At 64.3% G+C, this 22,157-nt stretch carries 18 protein-coding genes; 4 read left to right on the top strand and 14 right to left on the bottom strand.

Going from position 1 to position 22,157, the window contains the following annotated elements:
• Position 1 precedes the first annotated feature (1 nt).
• The 10 genes from flgK to FBZ93_RS19070 all read right to left on the bottom strand — a co-directional run bounded on the left by flgK (position 2) and on the right by FBZ93_RS19070 (position 9,257).
• Positions 2-1,780: a flagellar hook-associated protein FlgK gene (flgK, locus tag FBZ93_RS19115; RefSeq protein ID WP_146987498.1), complete on the bottom strand. Its 1,779-nt coding sequence runs from the start codon at positions 1,778-1,780 to the stop codon at positions 2-4.
• 27 nt (positions 1,781-1,807) lie between these two features.
• Positions 1,808-2,263 (bottom strand): flagellar protein FlgN, encoded by a 456-nt coding sequence (locus FBZ93_RS19110; RefSeq protein WP_146987496.1) that lies wholly within the window; start codon positions 2,261-2,263, stop codon positions 1,808-1,810.
• Positions 2,264-2,282: 19 nt separating this feature from the next.
• Complete coding sequence (locus FBZ93_RS19105; protein WP_349643259.1) at positions 2,283-2,540, bottom strand: hypothetical protein; 258 nt, start codon at positions 2,538-2,540, stop codon at positions 2,283-2,285.
• Entirely contained in the window at positions 2,537-3,808 is a 1,272-nt protein-coding gene (gene flgE, locus FBZ93_RS19100; RefSeq protein ID WP_146987494.1) for a flagellar hook protein FlgE, read from the bottom strand. Before flgE ends, FBZ93_RS19105 begins: the two co-directional genes overlap by 4 nt.
• Positions 3,809-3,827: 19 nt before the next feature.
• Positions 3,828-4,499, bottom strand: coding sequence for a flagellar hook assembly protein FlgD (locus tag FBZ93_RS19095; RefSeq protein WP_146987493.1), 672 nt, complete (start codon positions 4,497-4,499; stop codon positions 3,828-3,830).
• 237 nt (positions 4,500-4,736) lie between these two features.
• The gene (locus FBZ93_RS41960; RefSeq protein WP_433995428.1) at positions 4,737-5,282 is read right to left on the bottom strand and encodes a hypothetical protein; all 546 of its coding nucleotides are present in this window, start codon (positions 5,280-5,282) and stop codon (positions 4,737-4,739) included.
• Between the two features lie 93 nt (positions 5,283-5,375).
• Entirely contained in the window at positions 5,376-5,822 is a 447-nt protein-coding gene (gene fliS / locus FBZ93_RS19085; protein WP_146987491.1) for a flagellar export chaperone FliS, read from the bottom strand.
• Entirely contained in the window at positions 5,822-7,528 is a 1,707-nt protein-coding gene (gene fliD / locus FBZ93_RS19080; protein WP_146987489.1) for a flagellar filament capping protein FliD, read from the bottom strand. The genes fliS and fliD overlap by 1 nt, the downstream gene beginning before the upstream one ends.
• 63 nt (positions 7,529-7,591) lie before the next feature.
• Positions 7,592-8,416, bottom strand: a complete 825-nt coding sequence (locus FBZ93_RS19075) for a flagellin (RefSeq protein ID WP_029080085.1) — start codon at positions 8,414-8,416, stop codon at positions 7,592-7,594.
• Between the two features lie 139 nt (positions 8,417-8,555).
• Complete coding sequence (locus FBZ93_RS19070; protein WP_146987487.1) at positions 8,556-9,257, bottom strand: RNA polymerase sigma factor; 702 nt, start codon at positions 9,255-9,257, stop codon at positions 8,556-8,558.
• A 667-nt stretch (positions 9,258-9,924) separates the two neighbouring features.
• On the opposite strand from FBZ93_RS19070, the gene FBZ93_RS19065 reads away from it, so the two are divergent.
• The 3 genes from FBZ93_RS19065 to FBZ93_RS19055 are packed head-to-tail and all read left to right on the top strand — an operon-like array spanning position 9,925 to position 14,432.
• Complete coding sequence (locus tag FBZ93_RS19065; protein WP_349643258.1) at positions 9,925-12,258, top strand: hypothetical protein; 2,334 nt, start codon at positions 9,925-9,927, stop codon at positions 12,256-12,258.
• Between the two features lie 58 nt (positions 12,259-12,316).
• Entirely contained in the window at positions 12,317-13,675 is a 1,359-nt protein-coding gene (locus FBZ93_RS19060) for a hypothetical protein (RefSeq protein ID WP_146987484.1), read from the top strand.
• 31 nt (positions 13,676-13,706) lie between these two features.
• The gene (locus FBZ93_RS19055) at positions 13,707-14,432 is read left to right on the top strand and encodes a formyltransferase family protein (protein WP_146988104.1); all 726 of its coding nucleotides are present in this window, start codon (positions 13,707-13,709) and stop codon (positions 14,430-14,432) included.
• Positions 14,433-14,577: 145 nt separating this feature from the next.
• On the opposite strand, the gene FBZ93_RS19050 is transcribed toward FBZ93_RS19055, so the two are convergent.
• Positions 14,578-17,613, bottom strand: coding sequence for an ATP-binding protein (locus tag FBZ93_RS19050; RefSeq protein ID WP_146987483.1), 3,036 nt, complete (start codon positions 17,611-17,613; stop codon positions 14,578-14,580).
• Positions 17,614-17,905: 292 nt separating this feature from the next.
• Here FBZ93_RS19050 and FBZ93_RS19045 point away from each other — a divergent pair, with 292 nt between their 5' ends.
• The gene (locus FBZ93_RS19045; RefSeq protein ID WP_146987482.1) at positions 17,906-18,394 is read left to right on the top strand and encodes a hypothetical protein; all 489 of its coding nucleotides are present in this window, start codon (positions 17,906-17,908) and stop codon (positions 18,392-18,394) included.
• Between the two features lie 113 nt (positions 18,395-18,507).
• Here the strand turns inward: FBZ93_RS19045 and FBZ93_RS19040 are convergent, their stop codons facing one another.
• From FBZ93_RS19040 to FBZ93_RS19030, 3 genes are all read right to left on the bottom strand, one after another.
• Positions 18,508-18,750, bottom strand: coding sequence for a hypothetical protein (locus tag FBZ93_RS19040; protein WP_167529109.1), 243 nt, complete (start codon positions 18,748-18,750; stop codon positions 18,508-18,510).
• 365 nt (positions 18,751-19,115) lie between these two features.
• Positions 19,116-20,570 (bottom strand): short-chain fatty acid transporter, encoded by a 1,455-nt coding sequence (locus tag FBZ93_RS19035; protein WP_146987480.1) that lies wholly within the window; start codon positions 20,568-20,570, stop codon positions 19,116-19,118.
• Between the two features lie 51 nt (positions 20,571-20,621).
• Positions 20,622-22,157: molybdopterin dinucleotide binding domain-containing protein (locus FBZ93_RS19030; RefSeq protein ID WP_146987478.1), on the bottom strand; the 1,536-nt coding region annotated here is incomplete at its 5' end.

The following is a 22,157-nucleotide window of genomic DNA, read 5'->3' as shown; positions in this document are numbered from 1 at the left end:
CTTAAGCTGCGCTCATCGCGGTCATCAGCGCCGAGAACATGGCGTTGATGGCCGTAATGATCTGGGACGCGGCAGCGTATTTATTCTGCAATGCGCTCAGATTCGCGCTCTCCTGGTCAATGTTGACGCCGGACTGCGACGACAGTGAACTCGCATAGGTCGACTGCGCGGTCTGCTTGGCGGTGTAGGTCGCCGACGCCTGGGTCGCCTTGCCGGCAACGTTGGCGACGATCGCGGCCGCATAGTCGGTGAAGGAGCCGGTCGTGGCGCCCAGCCCGCCCGCCATGGCGAAATTGGTCGACCCCGTCAGCGCGCTCGACAGCGCGTTCACGACCGTCGCCGAGCCCGCCGACAGCACCGAGTTTCCAACCGTCAAGGTCGACGACGCATCGAGCGTCGACGTCGGCAGCGCCGCCGTGCCGCTGAGGATATCGCCGCGGACCGCGATGGTGGAAGCGCTGGCCCCCGTGATCAGGTCGTTGAGTCCGAAGTAATCCGAGAAGCCCTCGCCCGAACTGCCGACCGAGCTCGTCATCTCGTTGATCGCGATGCTGTTGCCGGAACCGGTCGCAGAGATCGTCAAATGTCCATTGGCATCGACCGATGCGGACACGCCCGAGATTCCGTTGATCGCGGTGGCGAGCGCGCCGACCGTCGTGTAGGACGCCAGATTGAGGTCCTGGTAGGACACCAGATTGCCGCTCTTGTCCGCGACCGCGATCCGCACCGTTCCCGTTGCCGACAGCGGTGTCGCGTTGCTCACGGTGGCGGTTCCGGTCAGGCCGGCTGGCGGCGGCACAGACGTGCCCTGGTTCGATACGGCGTTGACGCTCGCGGCGAACTGCTGGGCAAGCTCGTCGAGCTGCGATTGCGCGGCCGGCAATGTCTGGTCCCGCAGGCCGATCAGCGCGTTGACCTTGCCGGAGGTGATCTGCGAGGTGATGTCGACCCCGTTGACGGTGATGCCGCTGAAGCCGCTCGTCGCCGATCCCGCGACATACGTCGTCGATGCCGTGACATTGGACGTCGGCGTGTAGCTCAGGGGGTGCGCCGTGCTGTCGACCAGCGCCTGGCCCGAGCCGCTATAGACCTGCAGATCACCGCTCGAATTGGTGAAATAGCTCACATTCATTTGCGACGCGAGGTCCTGCAGCGCGCTGTTGCGCTGGTCCTCGAGATCGGCGGTCGGCTGGCCCGCGGCCGCTTCCTGCTTGATCTGCTTGTTGAGGTCGGAGATCTGCTGCAGATCGGAATTGATGCCGCTGACCGACGAGGCGATGTCCTGGTCCGCATCGGCGCGCAGCTTCTGGATGCCGCTCGAGGTCTGCTGCAGTTGCGTCGTGACCGCGTTGAGCGCGCTGACAGCGTTCGACTGCAGCGATGCGCTGCTCGGCGTGCTCGCCAGCGACGACAACGCCGATTCGAACGCCGCGAGCGTATTGGCCAGCGAGGTTCCCGTCGTGGAACTGTCCCCGCTTGAGGTCGAGCCATAGAGCTGCTGGAGCTCGGTCAGATAGTTGTTGTTGGTGTCCGCGGCGCCAAGATCGGAATCGGCTCCGACCAGCGACTTCAGGAGCAGCTTGTCGACCGAGCTGCTGATCCCGGTGATCGTGACGCCGGTGCCGACGCCGGAGGTGACGCTGCTGCTCTGGTTGGCGGTCTTCTCGGTATAGCCCTTGGTGTCGGCATTGGAGATATTGGCCGAAGCGATGCTGATCTGCACCTGGGTGGCCGACAGGCCGCTGAATGCGATGCTTCGTGCAATATCGAGCGACGACACGACTCTTTCCCTCCGGTGCCGGCCCGATCAGGCCCGCACGTTGGTGCCATAGGACATCGCTGGCGTGACGCGACGGCCGCCGGCCCCATAGGGCGATACGTTGGCGATCTGCTCGCGGATCGCCTGCATGATCGCCTCGATCCTGCGGTTACTGGCATCGATTGCCGCGCGCAGCCGCAACACATTCTCGTCCATCGCGACGCGGAGCTTCAGGATCCGGTCCAGCAGCTGCTCGCGCAGCACGCGATCCTGGACGTTGAGGTTTGCGGTCTTGCCGACGGCTTCGGCCACGCACTGCTCGAACAGGGTGGCAAGCCGGTTCTTCTCGTCGACCTGCTTCAGCCGCGAGGCCGGCAGACCCTTGGCGAGCTCGACATTCTCCTCATTCACGATCGCGATCAGATTGTCGATCAGCGCGATCAGCGACCTGGCGCGCTCGTCATTGCCCGCGGGATTGATCTTGATGTTGCGTTCCGGTGTCATGTCATCGCTCCCGTTCAAGCTAGTGTCCGCGGCGCAGGGCGCGAACCGATTGTGCGCTGCGCCCATACGCGGTGATTGCCGTTACCCGGGCCGAAGCCCGGTTGAATTCCTGGTCGAGCCGCGCGCATTCGCGCTTCAGCAGATCTCGCAACGTTCCGATGTCGTCGAGCAACGCGATGAGCTGCGCCCGATCGCCGGCTTTGACGGTGCCGGCTCGCGCGGTCAGGCGCCGCAGCTTCCGCAACAAGGCATCTTCGCGGCTTGCGTTTGCCATCATCGCGACACCGCCGAGATCAGCGTATCGAACATCTTGTTGACGGTGGTGATCACCTGCGACGCCGCCGAATAGGCCTGCTGCGCCGAAATCATGTTGGAGAACTGGCCGCTGGTATCGGTGGTGCTCGATTCCAGCTCGCTGCCGTAGATCGTGCCGGCGCCGTTGGTCCCGGAGGTCTGCAGCGTGGCGCTGCCGGAGGCCGCCGTCGCGGAATACATGCCGTCGCTCGCGGCGTTCAATCCGTTCGGGTCGCTAAAGGTCGCAACCGCGATCTTGTAGATCGCGATGGTCTGCCCGTTGGAATAGGTCGCATCGACCACGCCGCCCTTTCCGATCGCGATGCTGCTCAGCTTGCCGTAGGGAAGACCATCGGCCGTAATGCCGGTCAGGTCGACTGCCGGGGTCGTCTCGCCCGACGCGTATTGGGTCAGGCCGTCGGTCTTGCCGACGGTACCGAGATTGAGCGCGATGCTGCTGTTGGCGGCGCCGTCGGTCCAACCGGTCATCGAGATTGTCGGCGGGCTCGGATTCGTCGAAGCGAGCGAACCGTCGCTGTTGAAGGTGATTGCGACCGTGCCGCTGCTCGTCGTTCCCGTCGTGGTGCTCGAGTTCGAGGCAAGCGTCGGATTTCCAAAGCTTGCGGTCCAGGCGTTGGCGCCGGTCTTGGTCCAGGTGATCTGGATCGAGTTCGCGGTGCCGAGCGAGTCGTACGCGGTCATCGAGCTGGTGAAGGTGGCGCCGGTCGCGGCATCCGAGGGCAGATTCGCTGCGATCGTCGCCTTCGTGGTGGCACTGCCGCTAGTCGAGGCGACCTGCGTGTTGATAGGCCCGAGACTCGCGGCTGAGGCATTGCCGATGATGTTGCCTTGCGCGTCGGTGCGCCAGCCCTCGAGGTAATTGCCGTTGTTGACGAGATAGCCTGCGTTGTCGGTGGTGAACGCACCGTTGCGCGTATACGAGGTGGTGCCGCCAGCCGTCGCGTTGGTGGTGACGAAGAAGCCGCTGCCCTGGATCGCAACGTCGGTCGCGTTCGTGGTCGCGGACAACAGGCCCTGCTGGGTGATGTTGGCGCGGCCGGACACCGTGACGCCGCCGGAGGTGTACGAGGTGGCGCTGTTCGACGCCGTCACCAGGTCTTCGAACATCGCCGACGTGGTCTTGTAACCCGTGGTATCGGCGTTCGAAATGTTGTCGGAAATCATTGCCAGCGACTGGCTCTGCGAATTGAGCGCCGAGATCGCCGAGGAAAGTGCTCCAGTAAGACTCATGATAATACTCCGGTAGCAATCAGGACGTGACGCCGATGATGTTGGCGGCGCTGACCGGGACGCCGTTCACAAGCAGCGAGGGCGTCGAGCCGGAGGCATCGATCCCGGTCACCGTTCCCGTCATCGAGGTGTAGCTGAGCAGCGAGTTTCCGGCGGCGTCGGTCGCAGTCACCTGGATCGTGTACTGGCCGCCATTGCTGAGCTGGGTGCCGCTCGTTGTCTGGCCATTCCAGGTGAAGGTGTTGGAGCCGGCGTTTCCGGTCCCCTTGCCGCCCCACACCGTGTTGCCCGACGAATCCTGGATCGTGATCGCGACGTTCGAAGCGGCCGAGGTGAGCGAGTAGCCGAATGTCGCCGAGCCGTTGGTCAGCTCCGCCGTGTTCGTCTTCGCCTCGACGGTGTGGCCGATATAGTTGACCGAGTTGAGCGTCACGAGGCTCGAGAACGAGCTCGCGAGCGACGTCATGCTGGCGTTGGTCGACTGCTGTTCGGTGAAGTTGGCGTAGGAAGTGAGCTGGTTGATGAAGTCGGTCGTGCTGGTGGCGTTCAGCGGATCCTGGTTCTGCAGCTCGCTGACCAGCAGGTTGAGGAAATCGGTGGAGCTCATCCCCATCGACGCGCTCGTTGACGAACTCGACGACGAGCTCGAGGCGGCGGAGGTTGCAGCAGAGGTTGCCGAGGAAACGGTCATGACAAGGCTCTCTTCGCCGCGGGCTAAGGCGGCGGAACGCGTTGGAACATTGGGATCGTGAAGTCGTTCGCAGATAAAACGGATGAGGCGCCGATTTCAGGCGCGGATTCATCGGCGCGGAATCGCTTGATTAATCGGCAGAATTTGCCGATCGGCCGCAGTCTCGAAGCTTGCAAACGCGCACAGGCCAAGTCGCCGCGAGAACGCACGGCCTGCCATCAAGGAGATGCGGAGAGCTTAGAGCGAGAGGCTGATCGGCAGATCCGGTTCGCCGAGCATCAATGCCGGCGGCGCCAACGTGGGCAACAGGCATAGCGCCAGCAACAGAGCCGGCAGCACCTTGCCTTGCTGGGCGGACTCGCCTTGGCTTTGCGCATCGTTCGGCTGCGCCTCGGGCGACGGCGGTTCAGCGGCCTGCGCTTGCGGCGGTCCCTCTTGGGGCAATTTCTCTTGCGGGAGCTTCGCCGCCGCGGTCACGATGCGGTCGGCGAGGCCCTTGGGGGCACGAACCGGCGGGGCCGCGAGCGCCCGGCGCACTGTGCTGGCCTGCTCATAGAGCGTCCGCGCCTCGGCCGAGGAGGCGAGCAGCTGGGCGGCGGCAAGGCGTTGATCGTCGGGCCAGCGGGACAGATCCTCCCCCAGCCGGTCGATCAGGTCCTCGAATGTCGCAACGTCCATCCCGCGCGCAGATCCAGCCTCGTCGCCAAGGCCGTCATAAAGCATTCGGGGGACGGCGGAAATCAATTTCCGCCGCCGGCGCGTCAGGTCCAGCATGGTGCTCATCGGGCGGCCATTTTCCCCACCAGGACGCCTGCCCGGACGCCCTGCCCTCACCGAAGAAGCCGCTTCGCCGAGTGATTCGCGCCTTCCCCGCGCTCAGCGGCCGGCGGCTGATTCGAGCGTCTTGTCGGGTGTCTTGTCGAGCGTCCTGGCCTTGCCGGCGGTTGCCTCGACGAATTTCCAGGCGTCGCGGAGTTCCGTCAGGCTGGCGATGATGCGCCGGAAATTCTCCTTCGCATGCGGCCGGCCGTAGGAGCGCAGGCACGCAATGATCAGGGCATTGTAGGTCCGGAACAGCCGATCGGCCATCGCGCCGCCGCGGGTGACGTCGAGATGGTGGCTCAGCCCGCGCAGGATCGCGGTCGCCCGCGTCAGATAGGCATGCCCTTCCTCGAAGCGCTTCGCCTCCTGCGCATCCAGCGCCTTCTGCAAAAACGTGATGGCGCCGTCGCACAGCATCACCACCGCCTTCAACGGCGGCACCGCCACCGCGGCGGATCGATAGGCATTGTTGGCGTGGTAGGCCATTGCATTCTGGGTCATTATTTACTCGATGATGCGTTCAGGAGGGCGCTCAGGTAGCCCAGCGTGTTGTTCGCGCTTTCGATGGCGGCCTGGTAATTGGCGTATTGGAGCTGCAGCTGCGCCTTGAACGTCGCCGCATTGCTCTGGATGTCGCTGACCTGGGACTGCAGATCGGTGTCGCGCGACTGCAGATTGGTGATCAGCGTCTGCAGCTGACCGGTGGTCCCGGCACTGGTGTGCGCGAGCTGGTAGATCTGCGACGCAAGACCCGATGTCGACGACACGGTGATCGATTGCGAGGTCGAGCCGGTGTAGGTGAACGCCATGCCGGCGTAGATCGTGCCCGAATTGCCGATGATGGTGTTGCCGACCACAGAAAAGCCGGAGCTGTCGCCGCCAACGGATGCGCCGCTCAGCGTGCCGGTCGAATCCACCGTGACGTCGAGCGTGAAGGATTGCGGTGAGGTGCCGGTGTTGACGACGTTCAGCTGGCTCGACGACGTCGTGGTCTGCGCCGACAGCAGCTTGGTGACCCCCGCCAGATTCTGCGTCAGCACGGTCGACAGCGTGCCGGTGTCGAGCTGCAGCTCGTTGCTCTCGTTGAACGACAGGCCAAGATCGGCCATCGTCATGCCGTTGACCGAGCCGCTCAGCACCTGCTGGAGCTGGGTCATGATATCGCGCATCGTGCTGTCGCCGAACAGCACCGCGCTCGATGCGGCCGTGCCGTCGGAATTCTGCGCCGACTGCGCGATCACCTGGTCGCGAAACGCGTTGTAGTTGGTGACGAAGGTCTGCAGCGCAGACGTGATCTGGCTGGTGTCGGTCTGGATGCTGATGTTCAGGCTGGTGCCGCTCGGCGTCGGCTGCAGCAGATCGAAGGTGACGCCCGACAGCACGTCGGAAATATCATTGGTGTTGCGGGTGAGCGCGATGCCGTCGAGCGTGAATTGCGCGGACTGCGCCTTCTGCAGCACGTCGGTGAAGGCTCCCGTCGTGTCGGTGACGCCGAGCTTGTTCAGGATGTCGTCGCCCGAGGTCGACGAATAGGTGATGTTTGCGGCGTCCTGGGTCCCCGTCAACACCATCTCATAGGACTCGCTCGACACCTGAACGATCGAGGCCTGGACATTGGTGGTCGAGGTCTGGGCGTTGATGGTGTCGACGACATCCTGCATCGACATCCCGCTGGTGATCGAGATCGCCGTGCTGTTGCCGCCGGCCAGCCCGAGCGAGAACGTGCCGGCGAGGCCCAGCGCCGTCGACGTGCTCGACTGCGAGGAGCCGATCACTTTCTGCGCGGTCGCGAGCTGGGTGATCTGGAGCGTGTGATCGCCGGTGGCCGAGCCGCTGTTGACGCTCATGTTGAGCGCCGAGGACGCGCTGACGTCGCCGGTGGAGGCGATCGTTGCCGAACGCGTGGCGAACGCGTTGGTGGCGATCGAGTTGATGATCGAGGTGCTGAGCGACGACAGCCCGGTGGCCAGCGTCGACAGCTCGGTCTGCAGGGATTGGTAGGCCGTTATCTTGGCCTGGTTGGCGGTGATCGACGTGGTGATCGTGGTCGCCGCGGCCAGCTTGGCGTTGACCTCGGCCTCGATCAGGGCACTCCAGTCGATACTGGCCGAATTGGTGGTGCCGGTCGTGGTCACCGTGCTGGCGGAGCTCGCCGACGTCGTGCTTGATGTGCTCGAGGTGCCCGAGGTGGCGCTGCTAACCGTCATATCGACACTTCCGCCGCAATAGAAATCGGGCCGGCATCATGCCGGCCCGATTTGTCCGTCGAATTAGCCGAGCAGCTTCAGCAGGTACTGCGGCATCTGGTTCGCCGCGGTTTCCGCCGAGACCGCAGCCTGGGTCTTCACTTCGGCCGAGGACAGCGTCGCCTGTTCGGAGGCGATATCGACGTCCTTGATCGCCGAATTGGCGGACTGCAGGTTCTGGGTCTGGGTCGAGATCGAGTCGGCCGAGAAGTTGAAGCGCGATTCCTGGGCACCGATCTCGGCGCGGGCGGACGACACGGTGTCGATCGCGCTGTCGAGAGCCGACATCGCGCTGGTGGCGCTCGACAGGCTGGAGACGTCGAGCGAGGTCACGCCGAGCGAGGACGCCGTCAGGCTGGTCAGGGTGATCGTGATGGTGTCGGCCGAGGTCGAGCCGACCAGCACCGAGACGCCCGAGGAGAACACGCTCGAACCATCGAGCAAGCTCTGGCTGCTGTAGCGGGTGCCGCTTGCGATGGAGTCGATTTCGCCTTTGAGCTGCGTGAATTCCGAGTTGATGTAGGCGCGGCTGGAGTCCGCGACGGTGCCGGAGGCGGACTCGGAGGCCAGCGACTTCATGCGGGCCAGGATGTCCGAGATGTTGGAGGCGCCGCCGTCGGCGGTCTGCAGGATCGAGGTCGCCTGCGCGGCGTTGGTAGCGGCCTGCTGCAGCGTCGTGATGTCAGAAGAGATGCGGGTTGAGATCGCAAGGCCGGCTGCGTCGTCGGAAGCGGAGGTGATGCGCGAGCCGCTCGACAGCTTCGACAGCGCGCTGGTTTCCTGCTGCGAGTTGATGTTGAGGTAACGGACCGCGGAGTTGGCGGCGGTGTTGGTGGAAATTGCGGGCATGAGTAGCTCCTGTGCTGATGGGGCATGGCATGCCGCATCGTGAAAAGTGAGGTGACGCGGTTCCAGCCCCCGTCCGCCCGATCAAACGGGTCGGCCGCCGGTGGTCAGGCGCGAAATCTTCAGAAGCCGAAATTTATGGTTAGCAGTCGGTAAACGCGCCGCGCAGGTCACGTTCGTGCCGCTTGAGCATCTCGCGCAGCTGTTGCCGCCCGCGCTTGAGCAGCGACTCCACTGCGGCCACGGTCGTGTCCATCACCTCGGCGATCTCGCCGTTGCTCATGTTCTCGTGATACGAGAGGATCACCGCGACGCGCTGCTGCTCGGGCAGCCGCTGCATCGCGACCTCCAGCAGATTGCCGATCTCGTTGCGCTCGATGACCGTGCTTGCGTCGAGCTGCGTGTCGGCGACCTCCGGCACGACGTCGACGTTCTCGGTGCGCGGCTTGCGGCGCAGATCGATGCAACGGTTGCTGACGACGCGATAGAGCCAGGTCGAGAACTTGGCGCGGCCATGCTGCCAGCGGCCGCGATGCGTCCACACCTTCAGCATCGTATCCTGCACCACGTCTTCGGCATCTGCGGCGTTGCCGACGATGCGCAGCGCGATCGCGTACGCGCGATCGACATGGCGTTCGACGAGAGCACGAAATGCCGCCTCGTCGCCGGCGGCGAGGCGGTCGAGCAGGTCCTTGTCCTCGTCCTGGATCTCGACGGTGTCGAGCGGGCCCGCATCGGCAACCGTGGGGACGCTGCTCCAGGGAGCAGCAGCTTCGACCGGCGCAGCCGCGGCCGCGGTGGCCTCCACCTCGACTGCTGCCATCACATCAAGCGCGTAACTCATCCGCCGCTCTCCAACCAACGCCGCAGGCACACATCCCATGCGGCTTCTGAGCGTTGAACGGAGGGGCCGAGCAAACCAGGCGAATTTTTTTCGTTGTTTTTCAAATGCTTAGCTGGATGTTTTTGCCGACCGCCCGGCAAAAGCTGCCGCTGCGCGGAAGCGCAGCCAGCAATTCTACGGAGTCTGGAGCAGTCGTTCAGCATCGCCTCGCATGCCCGCGGAAAAGTTCGTCGCGCCGGAAATCGCTGTTGTCACATCAACTAACGCTACGCGAACACATGCATGCGCGGAGCATGCGAGTGATCCATCGCCGTTGGTCGCCATCTTGCATTCGACGATTGCGACTAGGCAATTTTTTCCGAATCACTATTTCGACGTTATCGGATTTTTTGAATCTGTCAGTCGCGAAGCGCGCGTTTTCGAATCCCGCATCAACTTTTTTGAATCATCGCGCCTGATTTGTCTCACGCAAGCGTTCAACGCATGAGGACTGGCGGGAATTTTGCGCATGACGATCATGACGGTCGACGCAACGCGTCGAGCGCAGAATGTTTCTGCATGTTCGTTCGATGTTTTCGATACATTTCTGTTGCGTGCCTGCACGACGCCGGATGGCATATTTGAAAGGGTTTTTCAGCTTTCGCGCATTGCTGAAAAATTTCCGAACATGTCGGTCAGTTTCGTTCAGCATCGAATCCAGGCGGAGGCGCGTGCGCGCAAGCTGGCGCTGGAGCGCAGCGGCTCCACCGAAGTGCGCATCACCGATATCTATAAGTACTTTCCGTTCAGGCTGTTCGACCTGAGCCGCGATCTCGCGCAGATCGAGTTCGAAGCCGAGCTCGAGCTGTGTCGCGTCAATCCGGAAATGCTCGAGCAATATATGGACATGAGGCGCGGCGGTTTCCGCACCGGCTTCATCTCCGACACCTACTGGAGCACCGACCAGCTCGCGCAGCTGCTGCGGTCCTGCAGCCCGGGACTGAGCTGGGATTTCCTCTACGCATCCTGCGATCACGGCAGCAGCAAGAGCGAGGCGCTGTTCGAGGCCTATCTCGCCGAGCAGGGCGTCGATGCGACGAGCTCGTTCCACATCGGCGACAATCACAACGCCGACATCAAGGGCGCCGGCCGCTACGGCATCCGCCCGCGCTACTATCCGCAGGCCAGCGCGGCGCTGGCATCGAAGCTTCAGCGCGAAACATCAGTGTTCGAATTGCTGTGTCCCGATCAGCCGTCGCGGCTCGATTGCGGCGCACGCACGCTGCGGCGCGTGGTGAGCGCACGGAGCGCAGAGCATTCTCCGGCTTTCAATCTTGGCGTGACCGTGCTCGGCCCTGTCATGGCATCGTTCGACGCATTCATCGAAGCGCGGCGCGCTGCGCTGGCGCGCGAGGGCGCGCGCGTCGCGGTCGGATTCCTCGGCCGCGACGGTCTGCTGTCGTACCGCGTCTGGCAATCAGGCCATGGCGAAACCGGCGCCTATGTCGAGATCAATCGCCGCGTCAGCCTGGTCGGGTCCGCCGATACGCTCGAGCCTCTCAGCGAGCTGCTGAGCCGCGTCGTCAGGATCGACGCGCCGACCTTCGTCGACATCGTCAAGGTACAGCCACCTGCCGTGATGAAGTTCTTCGCGCAGTATCCCGACGGCATTGCGAGCGGCCGCGAGCTCGCCGACGCCCTGCCCGATCTGATGGACCCGCGCGAAATCACCGATATCGCCGCCGGCGTCCGCGCGCGCCTGCTCTCCTATCTTCGCGCCAAGATCGCGGATTTCGACGGCTGCACCGACCTGATCCTCGTCGACCTCGGCTACTCCGCAAGCGTACAGAAGTCGCTGCGGCGCATCTTCGATCGCGAGGGCATTCGCATCCGCCTGCATGGCGCCTATCTGCTGACGCTCGACGATGCCTTCGACGACATCGCCGATGACGACACCGCGGAAGGCCTGATCTCGGACCGGATCGTCACGCCGCACGTCAAGCGCATGCTGATCCGCAACGTCGCGTTGCTGGAGCAGCTTTGCTGCTCTGATGAGGGATCGGCGCGTGACTATCGCGGCGGCGAGGTGTTGCGCGAAGGCGATCAGCGCCCGGCCGCTCAGCTCGCGCTGGCGAACGAGGTGCAATCCGGGACACTCGCCTATACAGCGCGCGCCCGGGAGCTGGCACCGCGCTACGCATTGCAGCCCGACGCGGATCCCATTGTTGCGGCACGCTGGGCCGCTGCCGTGCTCGGACGCCTGCTGCTGCTGCCCGATGACGACGAGCTCGTGCTGCTTGGCGGCATCAAGCATGACGTCAACCTCGGCACGCAGGCGCTGGCGCCGCTGCTCGACGCCAACTTCATCAACGATTGCATCATCGCCCGCGGACTCTCGACGGCATGCACGGCCCCGGCCCCGCCGATGTGGCTGGCCGGCAGCTTTGCTGCGCTGTCGCCGTCGCACGCCTATCTCTACACGTTGTTCGGCGCCAATCGTCTGCCCGCGAACGTGTTCGGCGAGGCGCAATGCGGGACCTTGCAGGTCGGCCTGTTCGGGCGCGACGGCGAGGCATCGCTGGAATCCGTCAGCGTCTATCATACCGGGCTCGGCGACCTCCGCCTGCGGGTTCCGCTGTCGCGCCGCATGGCGGTCGCGACCATCGCGCTGCCGCTGGCAAAGTTCACCCGTCACGGAATGCTCCATGGCATCACGGTGCAATACGGCGAGAGCGCCGCGAAGGCTGCGGAGAGTTCGAACGTGAGGACGATCGCGGAAACACGGCTCATGGACGCCGGCCTGGAAAGGAGCGGCCGTCAGTTCCGCGCCGCCGGTGACGACGGCATGCTGCTGATCCCGGTCGACGGCTTCCAAGACGATGTTGCAATCTACACGATCGCGCTGACCGCGCTCGACCATGACCGCATCCTTGCGGTCGAGGATCGTGACGGCAACGGGGCCCCCTCTGCCACGCTGTCCTGGCGCGCGGGCAACGGCGCGCAGGCAATCGACGGCAACTGATTTGTCCGCCTGATCTGGCCGCCCCGCCCGTAGAACGTTAACGAGGGGTAGCGCGGGCATGATTTCGGCTGACACGGCGCAAGCGGACGGCTTGCAGACGAATTTCGATCAATTACTGGCGGCCGACGGCATCCGGATGAGCGCTGCACAGCGCCGGCGGCTCGCATGGCTGTCCGACCAGCTCGGAGGCGCGACCGTCCATCGGGCCAGCTCGGTGCCGGGGCGGGACCATGGCGTCATCATCGTCGTTGAACCGCCGAGCGGCCCCGCCGCCGAATTGTTCTACCGGTCGCTCCGCACCGACTGCGCAGTCGTTGTCCCGTTCGGCGAGAATCCCGCCTTCGATTTCCTGAAGTCCAAGCTAGCCGACTTCGGGACGATCGGGCCGAGCTTCGACGGTCCGCACGAGATGTGGTGGGGCGGCCTCAACTGGCGCCCGATCGCGCCGGCGGGGGGCTCGCGATCCAACGCAGCGCTGCGCGTGGTCTCCTGCTATCCGCGCGCCCGCGGCGACGACCATGCCCGCGCGCTTCGGGAGAAGCTGGCCGAATTCGAGATCGCCTCCGACATCGTGCCGATCGACACCGCCGATGGCGAGCACATGCGCCCATCCGAGAAGTCCGGCTTCTTGCTGCGGATGTGGCAAGAGCACCGCGAGCCGCTGCTCTTCATCGAGGCCGATGCAATGCTCAGCGAGCCGCCGCTGCTGCCGTCATTGCTCGATTGCGACATCGCGCTCCACAAGTGGAACCGGTGGGAGATGTCGGCGCGCACTCTGTATGTCGGCCGTTCCCCGGCCGCCGAAGCGCTGCTGCGCAACTGGCATCACATCGCGACCGCCTATCCCGCGGTCTGGGAGGGCTACCTGCTCGATCAGGCCTGGAGCCTGACCTCGTCGCAGATGGCGCTCGACACCGTCTGGCTGCCGCGCTCGTACCATGCTCCCATTGAGGACGCGGGCACGCCGCGCCATACGACGATCGTTCACAACCTGCCCACCGACAACAGCGATCTCGGACCCGACACCGAATTCGGCGTCGCGATGCGCCCCGCCCGGCGCGCCAGCCGCAGCGGCGGCCGCGACGCCATGATCGTGATCAAGTCGCAGGCGGCCTCGAATAACGCAATCACGGTGATCATGCGCGACATCGCGACCAGCGACGCGCGCGAGATGGCTGCCAGCATCGAGGCAGTCACCGGCGCATTCGCCACCGATTGCGGCGGGTTCGGCCGGCTCGAGCTGGCGCTCTGCCCCTGGCAGGACGATATCCGCGCGGCGAAATCGGCAGCCACCAGCGCGAACAACCGGATCATCGAGATCGCGCCGTGGCAGACCTTGCCGGCCGACCTGTTCCGCACCGTGGGCCAATCCCGCGATGCCGGCAGCGTCGTCGTCATGGCCGGGCAACGCCGCTGATATCAGAATAAGAGCAGGGAAGGACATCGACATCATGAAGACCATCATCCTTCTCACCGGAGTCGCCAGCCAGCAATTCGCGCTCACCGAGCTGTTGAAGGCGCACAATCCAGCGCTGTCGTTCCGTTGCGCGGTGACAGCCGAGGAGCTTGCGGCGATCGAGCCCGAGGTGCTGCGCGAGGCCCGGCTGCTCGCCTTCACCACCAGCGTCATCGTGCCTGAGAGCATCCTGGCGGCGCTCGGCCACGGCGCCTACAACTTCCACCCCGGCCCACCGCAATATCCCGGCTGGGCGCCGGCGCATTTCGCGCTCTATGACGGTGCGCGCACATTCGGCGCGACGGCCCATGTGATGGCCGCGCGCGTCGATTCCGGTCCCATCGTCGGCGTCGAGTCCTTCATCATTCCCGACAAGATCAGCGTGCGCGGGCTCGAGCAGATCGCCTATGTGCGGCTGGCCCATCTGTTCTGGCGGATGTCGCGCGAACTCGCCCGTGATCCCTCGCCGCTAGAGGAGCTGGAGATCGCCTGGTGCGGCATCAAGAGCACCCGGCAGATGTACCGCGACATGTGCGAGCTTCCCGCCGGCATCGGCCCGGCCGAGCTGGCCCGCCGGATCCGCGCCTTCCACGACGACTTCCGCGCAATCCCGCTGACCGTCTCGGTTCACGGCATCCGCTTCCAGCTGGCGACGACCGCCACGCAGGCCGCCGAGGCACCGCAGGTGGTCTCGCCGCCCCTTGCAGCCGCCTCCTAAAGCATGATCCGGAAAAGTGCGAAGCGGTTTTCCCTCGCGACAAACGCGGAACGCGTTTGCGCGGAGATCATGCTCAAACAATGAGCTAGAGCACGATGATGATGATTGAACCTAACCTCATCGTGCTTTAGCGGCGCAAGACGCTTCACTGGGAATCGGCGAGCATTCCGTTCAGAAGCGCTTCGGCCCGATGCAGCAGCGGCTTCGCGCCACTGTCCGATGCAATCGCGATCGCCATGCGCAACTGGTGGAGAACCAGGTTCCTCTCGTTCTCGTTCGTGGCTGGCGATATCGTTGCCTCGCTGAACAGCGCCTCGGCTTCCAGACCTGAAAAGCCCTGCTGCCGCGCGGTGTTTCGCACCTCGCGCAGCATGTTCAGCGCAGCCCCTGTATCGCCGAGCCGGCTGACAGCGAGCGCCAGATAAATCGAAGCTCGCAGCACGATCGAGGTGTAGCCGACCGATCTGGCTTCTTCCCGGGCTTCGATGAGCGTCAGCCGCGCTTCATCGAGACGCCCCTGCTCCAGATATGCGATACCGAGATGGCAGGTGACAACCGGCACGAAGAGGCGAATTCCATACTTCTGCGTGAGCGCGAAAGCCTCCCCCAGAATGTCAGCTGCTCCCTCGGGATTGCCCTGGCCGAGCATCAGGAAGCCGCCGCTATACCCTGCGGCAACGCGATCAAACGGTCGATTGCTCTCATCGGCGATCGCGGCCGCGCGCTCGTGAAATTCGATACCGGTGTCGAGCTCTCCCAGCGTCGTGTGGGTCACGCTCTTCATCATGCAACAGAGCAACAGAAGTGTTCTCGGCGTCGTCCCGGGTGGCGCGCTGGCATCCGGCCCGGAAAGCTGGACGCAGGCTTGTCCCAGCATCTGTTCAGCTTCACGGAACCGGCCAGCGATGAAGTAGGCCTGGCCAAGGCTGTATTGAGCCAGGTTGAGCCAACCGGGACTGCCCCATTCCCCGGCCAGGCGAGCAACCTCCTCGCCGGTTTCGATTGCCTCGATCGGCGTGCCGTAGAAGTTCTGGGCCCCAGACCTGACCGCCATCGCCGCGACCTTCCGCCCGATATCGCCGACTGCGTTGGCGCGTCCCTCTGCGTCCCTTCCGAGATCGAACCATTCGGCGACCTTACCGGCGCTCATGAACGCCGTGCGCGCCTCGATGCGAAGGTCGATCGCATCCGCTTCGCGCGAGCGAGCGAACGGCGTCTTGTCGAGCGCGGCCATCGCGATCTCGAAGTAGTTGATCGCATCGGCAAATGCCGATCGTGCCAGGCTCTTGCGCGCGGCGGTTCTGCCGTAGGCAAAGGCCCTTTGCCAATCCTTCGCCCGCATTGCGTGATAGCAGAGCTTGCTGGGCTCATCGTACGAACTGCCATTGCCTTCCAGTGTCGCAAGAATCCGCGCATGGACGCTCTCTCGCAGCTTTTCGACCATCGAGTCGTAGGTCACCTGACGAACCATCTCGTGCGGGAATTCGAGCAAGCCGTCCTGCTCGACATCGATCCTCACGAGAAATTCGACACGATCGAGCGCCGTCAGGCAGCGCTGAAAGGCCTCTTGCGGCAGGCCGGACACCTCACGCAGCAAGGATTCCGTCGAAGACGGTCCCAACGCCGCCGCAATCTGCAACAGCGCGCGCTCCTCCTTCGATATGCGATCCAGACGCGTGGCGATGACGCCCTGAATGCTGCTCGGAATCCCGAGATCACCGACCGGACGCGCAAGCGCCAGTTCACCCCAATGGCCCCGGAGGATTCCGCTGTCCTTGAGGCTGCGACAAACCTCCTCAATGAACAGCGGTACGCTCGCCGTATGAAGAACGACGCGGTTCTTCAGATCAGCCATGTTCGCCGACGAACCCAGGATGTCGTCCAGCATCTCGCGTCCGGCATCCTCATCGAGCGAACGCAACGCCGTGATTTCAGCGTTGCTGCGCTCGACCCAATCCGGAATTCCATTGGGCCGGCTGGTCAGCAGCACCAGAAGGCCGGGTGCCCTCAGCGAAGCGAGGGCGGCCATCACGGTCTCGCTGGCGCGATCGATCCAGTGCAGATCCTCGATGAGGATCACCGCGCGCCGGCGCACGACCAAGCCTTCGACAATCGCACAGCATGCCTCGCTGATCGCACGGCCGCGTGCGTGCGGCTCCAGCTCGCCCCATTCCGGATCCGATATCGGGCGGTCAAGCACGGCATCGATGGCCGAACGCTGAATCGCGGTCAGTTTGGCCAAGCCGTCCGGGTCCGCCGCGGCTCCCTCCAGGATCGAGAGCAACAGGGCCTTGAGTGTGCTGAACGGCGCGCCTTGAAGATTCGGGCTGCATTCGGCGTGGATGGGAAGCCACCCCTCCCGGGTGAGCTGGTCTACGAATTCATGCACCAGCCGCGATTTCCCGATCCCGGGATCGCCGATCAAGAGTGCCGTTTGCCGATCAGGGTCGGCATCGTGCGCCAACTGCCTGAGCCGCGCCGTTTCCTTCAGCCGGTTGACGAACCGCGCAACGCTTCGTGCCCTGCGCACCCGCCAGCTGGAGACATCCGTTGCGCTGGCGACGCGGTAGATCGGTAAGGGTTCGCTAAATCCCTTGAGTTGCTTCCGACCCAGATATTCAAACTGAACGTTGCCCTCGGCAAGGTTCTGACAGGCTTCCGACGCGTAGATCTGGTTCGGTTCGGCGACCGCTTCAAGCCGCGCCGCAAGATGCTGAGCCGCCCCGCCGATCTCGTAAACCTTGGAGTACTCGCTGGCGACCATATAGGTCACCACCCGCCCCGAATGGAGCCCGACCCGGACCTGGAGCCGCGGATCGCCCAAACCTGCGACCCGCCGAACCAGTTCGATTGCCGCATGGCAGGCCAGCGGCGCGTGGTTGTCGTCAGCGATCGGCGCGCCAAATACCGCGGCGAGCCCATCACCCAGCTCCTTGCTGACGATGCCGCCGAACTGGCGCACGGCGCCTCGCATCGCGATCAGGGCCGGCTCCAGGCGCGAGACCGCCTCTTCCGGGTCCAAATCCGCGACGAGCCCCGTCGAGTCGACCACGTCGGCGCGAAGGATCGTCACAAATCGTTGTTCGCTATCGGGGTCCGCGCGCTTAGCTACCGCAGCACCGCATTTGGCGCACCAATTGTCGTCCGCTCCGATCGTCGACTGGCATGCAAAGCAAAGCATTCCCCTGCTCTCAAAGGCTACTGCGGTATCGCCGGCTCCCCCCGGTGAGCAGCCTAGGGTAGAGATTACCCATCGGGACCTGCTTATCAATCCGGACGTGCAATCCACCTGCATCCGCGCCAACCCGAGAGGTTGTCGAACTAGACGGGATACAGTCTTGAGTGGTAGGTCGGGGCGCTAGTGAAATCGGGCGGCGCAACTGGAGCCGCATGACCTATTCGATCGACGTACCAGCGTTGCATAATTTACGTATAGCCAGAGCAATTCAAAGTTACAATGAAAGGGAAATCCTATGGGCGGAAGAGTATTCAATAATCAACAATTTAAAGATCACATCAACGCGCACTACTATCCTTTGCAGAACATGATCAAGAGCGTCGCTATACTTAAGGCGTCGGATCATATCGACATCGAGACGCTGGAATATGGCCAGTATCAGCCGATCCTGTCGCCCCGGGACCAGTGGCCGGGCGGAAGCGGCAAGCGGTGGCAGCGGGAGATGGGCAAGGCGCGCCTGGACCTGGCCACGCAGGCAAGCACCGCCGCCCTCTCCAAGGACGAAGCCGGTGTCGTGCCGCTGACGAAGTGCGCCCTGCTGGATGCCAGCGTCCGCAAGTGCTTCAACTCCGAACCGCCGATCCCGATCAAGATCGACGTCAAGGAGCAGGACAAGAACGCGCCGAACGCCGATCGGCACGACATCCTGCTGGTCTGGGAGCACGCCAACGGCGACGATCAGCCGCCGACGCTTCTGCTGCTGACGATGGTCTGCCCGGCCTAGTGCCGGATCGCGGGCAGCACCTCCTTACAACCGGCTTTGCACCAACGGCGGCTGCCTGATGGCAGCCGTGCTGGCGTAGCCGCAACGATCATCTGCCTCGCTTCAATCCACTTTCAGGTGCCGGCGCGCGGCGCCGATCTCGATGACGCCTGGCGGCGTTGCAAATGCGCCCTCACCGCGCGCTCCGCGGCCCGCGCGGAGCCGAAATGGCCGCCGTCGAGGCCGTCAAAGGCGCGGTCGGAGGAGAAGAAGCAGAAGCCGCTGCTATCGCCGACAACGATACCCGCGGTGCGATCCGAGACTTCGATGATGTAGGCTTTGGATATTTGGGCTTGGGACGTTTGGGCTTGGGACATGCGTGCTCACGCGCCGAATGACGGCGATCCGGTCTGATTGTCAGGTGCTCTGGATTTTCGAAGCGATCAACAACAGACGCCGGTCGCCGCCGAGACGCAGCGATGCTGCATGCGGCTTCGCATGTCGCACATCAGGCTGCGGAGGGTGTGTCTCATTGCGGTGACCTTCAACACGGATATCGCGGATCAATATCCAGCCGAACCGCGCGGCGGTCAATGAAATGGCCGTCCAAAGATGACGGTCCGGCGCGATACCGCATTCGCGACGGCCTGGAAAACAGCACAGATCTGGTGATGACGGCAGCGGGCCGCCGAATTACGGAGCCGGCCGGGCACTCTGCGTCCTGGTGCCCGGCCGCGATCGCTCAGGGCAGGATCGGCGGGTGATAAGTGAAGGTCGCCATCAGGATCGCGGCCAGCAGCATCACGATCGGAAAGTGGATGAAGAACTGCACCGACGTGTAGCCGATCAGATCCTTCGACTTCAGGCCGAGGATGCCGAGCAGCGGCAGCATCCAGAACGGGTTGATGAAGTTCGGCAGCGTCTCGGCGATGTTGTAGACCATGACAGTCCAGCCCAGATGCGCGCCGATGTCGTTGGCCGCCTTCATGATGTAGGGCGCCTCGATGATCCACTTGCCACCGGCCGACGGCACGAAGAAGCCGAGCAGCGCCGAATAGATTCCCACCAGGAACGAGAACACGGTGGAATTGCTGGAGGCGCCGACGAACCAGTGCGCGATCGTGTCCGACAGCGTGGTGCCGCTGCTGTTCGGCACCTTGGTCAGGATCTGGGCGATGCCGGCGTAAAACGGAAACTGCAGCAGCACGCCGGAGACGCTCGGCATCGCCTTGGAAAAGGACTCGATCAGGCTGCGCGGCCGCCAATGCAGCACGATGCCGAGAATGAGGAAGACGAAATTGTAGGTGTTGAGCCCCGACAGCGTGATCAGCGGATTGCCCGACTGGAACGTCTGCCACAGCCAGCCGGCGGCAAGCAGCGCGATCAGGATCGTCAGCAGCGGACTGAACTCCAGCCAGTCGCCCGGCCGGGCCGGCTTCCTGGCTTCGATGCGATCGTCGTCGAGCGCAACGCCAAGGTCTTCCGCCGTCTTCGCCTGCTCCGCCGTCGGCGTCGTGAAATAGCAGATCGCCGCCGACACGACGCTCACCATCACGACGGTGACCATGTTCTGCCAGGTCAGGATGGTTTCCGAGAAGCCGATCACCCCGGTGATCGGCAGGAGCGATGCCGGAATGCTGCCGGCATTGGCCTGGAGCTGCGCAGCCGACGAGGTGATGCCGAGGGTGAAGCCGCAGCCGAGCCCGAGATAGCCGGCCGCGCCGGCTGCCCGGTAATCGAGCCGGATATCCGTACGCCGCGCGATCTCCCGCACCAGGAGACCGGAGAAGATCAGGCTGAGGCCCCAGTTCAACAGCGAGAGAAAGATGCTGAGCATCCCGACGAAGACCACTGCGCCGCGCCCGGTTTTCGGCACGCTTGCGAGCCGCGCCAGCACGGCTGCCACCGGCGGCGACATCGCCACGACGTAACCGCCAATCGCGACCAGCGCCATCTGCATCGTGAAGGGAATCAGATTCCAGAACCCGTCGCCGAACGCGCGGCTGACGGCGAGTGGCGAACCGCCATGCAGGATGGCGCCCGCGGCAACTGCAATCACAGCGATCAGGACGAAGACATACGCATCCGGGAACCAGCGCTCGGCGAACGCCACCAGGGCCTGCGAAAACCGCGCCATGACGTTGTCCGCGACAGGTTTTCGCAGGCTCACGGCTTGGTCGTGCGTTGCATTCGTCATCAATCTGATCCCCTTCCGGTGATGCGGTTCGTCTTCAATCGTGTTTGGTCATCAAAGTGCGAGCGTGAGATCGGTGAGCGGCACGGCCTGACAGGTGAGACATTGGCCCTCGCTGCCATCGACCGGACCGAGATGGGTGAATTCCCCATCGACCACCTCGACCGCGCAGCTTTCGCACTGCCCGACACGGCAGCCGCTCGGCAGCGCGACCCCGGCCGCACTCGCCGCGTCGAGCAGCGTGCCCTGCTCCGGTCCCCACGAAAAGCTCTGCTTGCTGTTGGCAAGCCGGATGGTGCGCGGCGCGAGGTCGCGCGGCACCGACGGCGGCGACACGAAGCTTTCAGCGAAGATGTCGAACCGCGGGATACCGAGCGCCGCTGCGGCCTCGATTTGCGCTGTAACGAATTCCGGCGAGCCACAGATGTAGACGAGCGGCCGGCGCGCCAGCAACGGCTTGACCTGTTCGAGATCGATCCGCCCCTTGCGCAACGCATGCGAGTTGACCGGGTCCTGCGCGAATGGCGCCGAGTAGAAGGTCACGCGCGTCAGCCCCGGCGTGGCCGCCTCCAGCTCCGCGAGCCGCCGCGCGAACGGATGCTCGCGGCTGCTGCGGCAGCCATGGAGCAGCAGGATGTCGGCAACGCGATCCCTTGGCGCTGTGTGTTGCAGCGTCTCGAGATGGCTGATGAACGGCGTGATGCCGATGCCGGCCGCGAGGAAGACCAGCGGCCGCGGCCCTTTCAATGGCGGGGTGAAGATGCCGCCCGGCGGCTCCAGCAGAACCTCATCTCCGACGGCAAGCCCATGCAGACGATCCGGCATGAAGAATGGCGCGTCGCCGCCCTTGGCTTCGTCGAAGAAGCGTCCCTTCACCGCAATCGACAGCGCCTGCGGCAGATCGCCCGATCCGGTCAACGAATAGGCCCGCGCCTCGGTTGCGCCGGGCAACGCGGTCATCACGTGCTGCCCCGGCAGGAAGTCGGGCAGCGGACCGCCGTCAAGCGGCAGCAGGCTGAGGGCAATGACGTTATCGGCCTCGGCCCGGCGCTCGCCGACCACGAACCGCCGCTGGCCGCTCCAGACGCCGCGGCTGGCAACGCCGTCGCGCCTGATATCGCAGACGATGGCGCGCAGCGGCACGGAGCCGCTGACCGGATCGCGCGTGTCGTCATGCAGCACCGCGTTGATATTGCGCGTGAGAACGCCTGCCGCAGCCGAGCGATCGCGGCCGAGCGGCGGACAATCCTCCCACCAGCCGAATTCGGCGACGACGACCCGCGCATCGAGCGCCGCGTTGAGCCGCACCTTCAGGCGCACGGCACCGCCCTGTGTCTCCACCACGGCCCAGTCGCCTTCCACAAGCCCGCGCTGCGCGGCAAGCTGCGGGCTGATCTCGACCGCCGGGTCGGGCGACTTCCGCCGCAGCGAGGCGACATGCCGCCAGGACGAGTGAATGAACCAGCCGCTCTTGGCGGTGGACAGCACGAGCGGAAAGACCGTATGTCCGTCTCTGCCGGTGAGGTGGCTCGCCCTACACTGCGCGTCCGAGGGTTGCTCGGGCGGTCCGAGCCGATCCTCATCACAGGA

Source organism: Bradyrhizobium macuxiense (genome assembly GCF_007993935.1).
Lineage (GTDB): Bacteria > Pseudomonadota > Alphaproteobacteria > Rhizobiales > Xanthobacteraceae > Bradyrhizobium > Bradyrhizobium macuxiense_A.
Note: the sequence above shows the minus strand (reverse complement) of the source record. Positions and strands in the feature narration are given on the sequence as shown.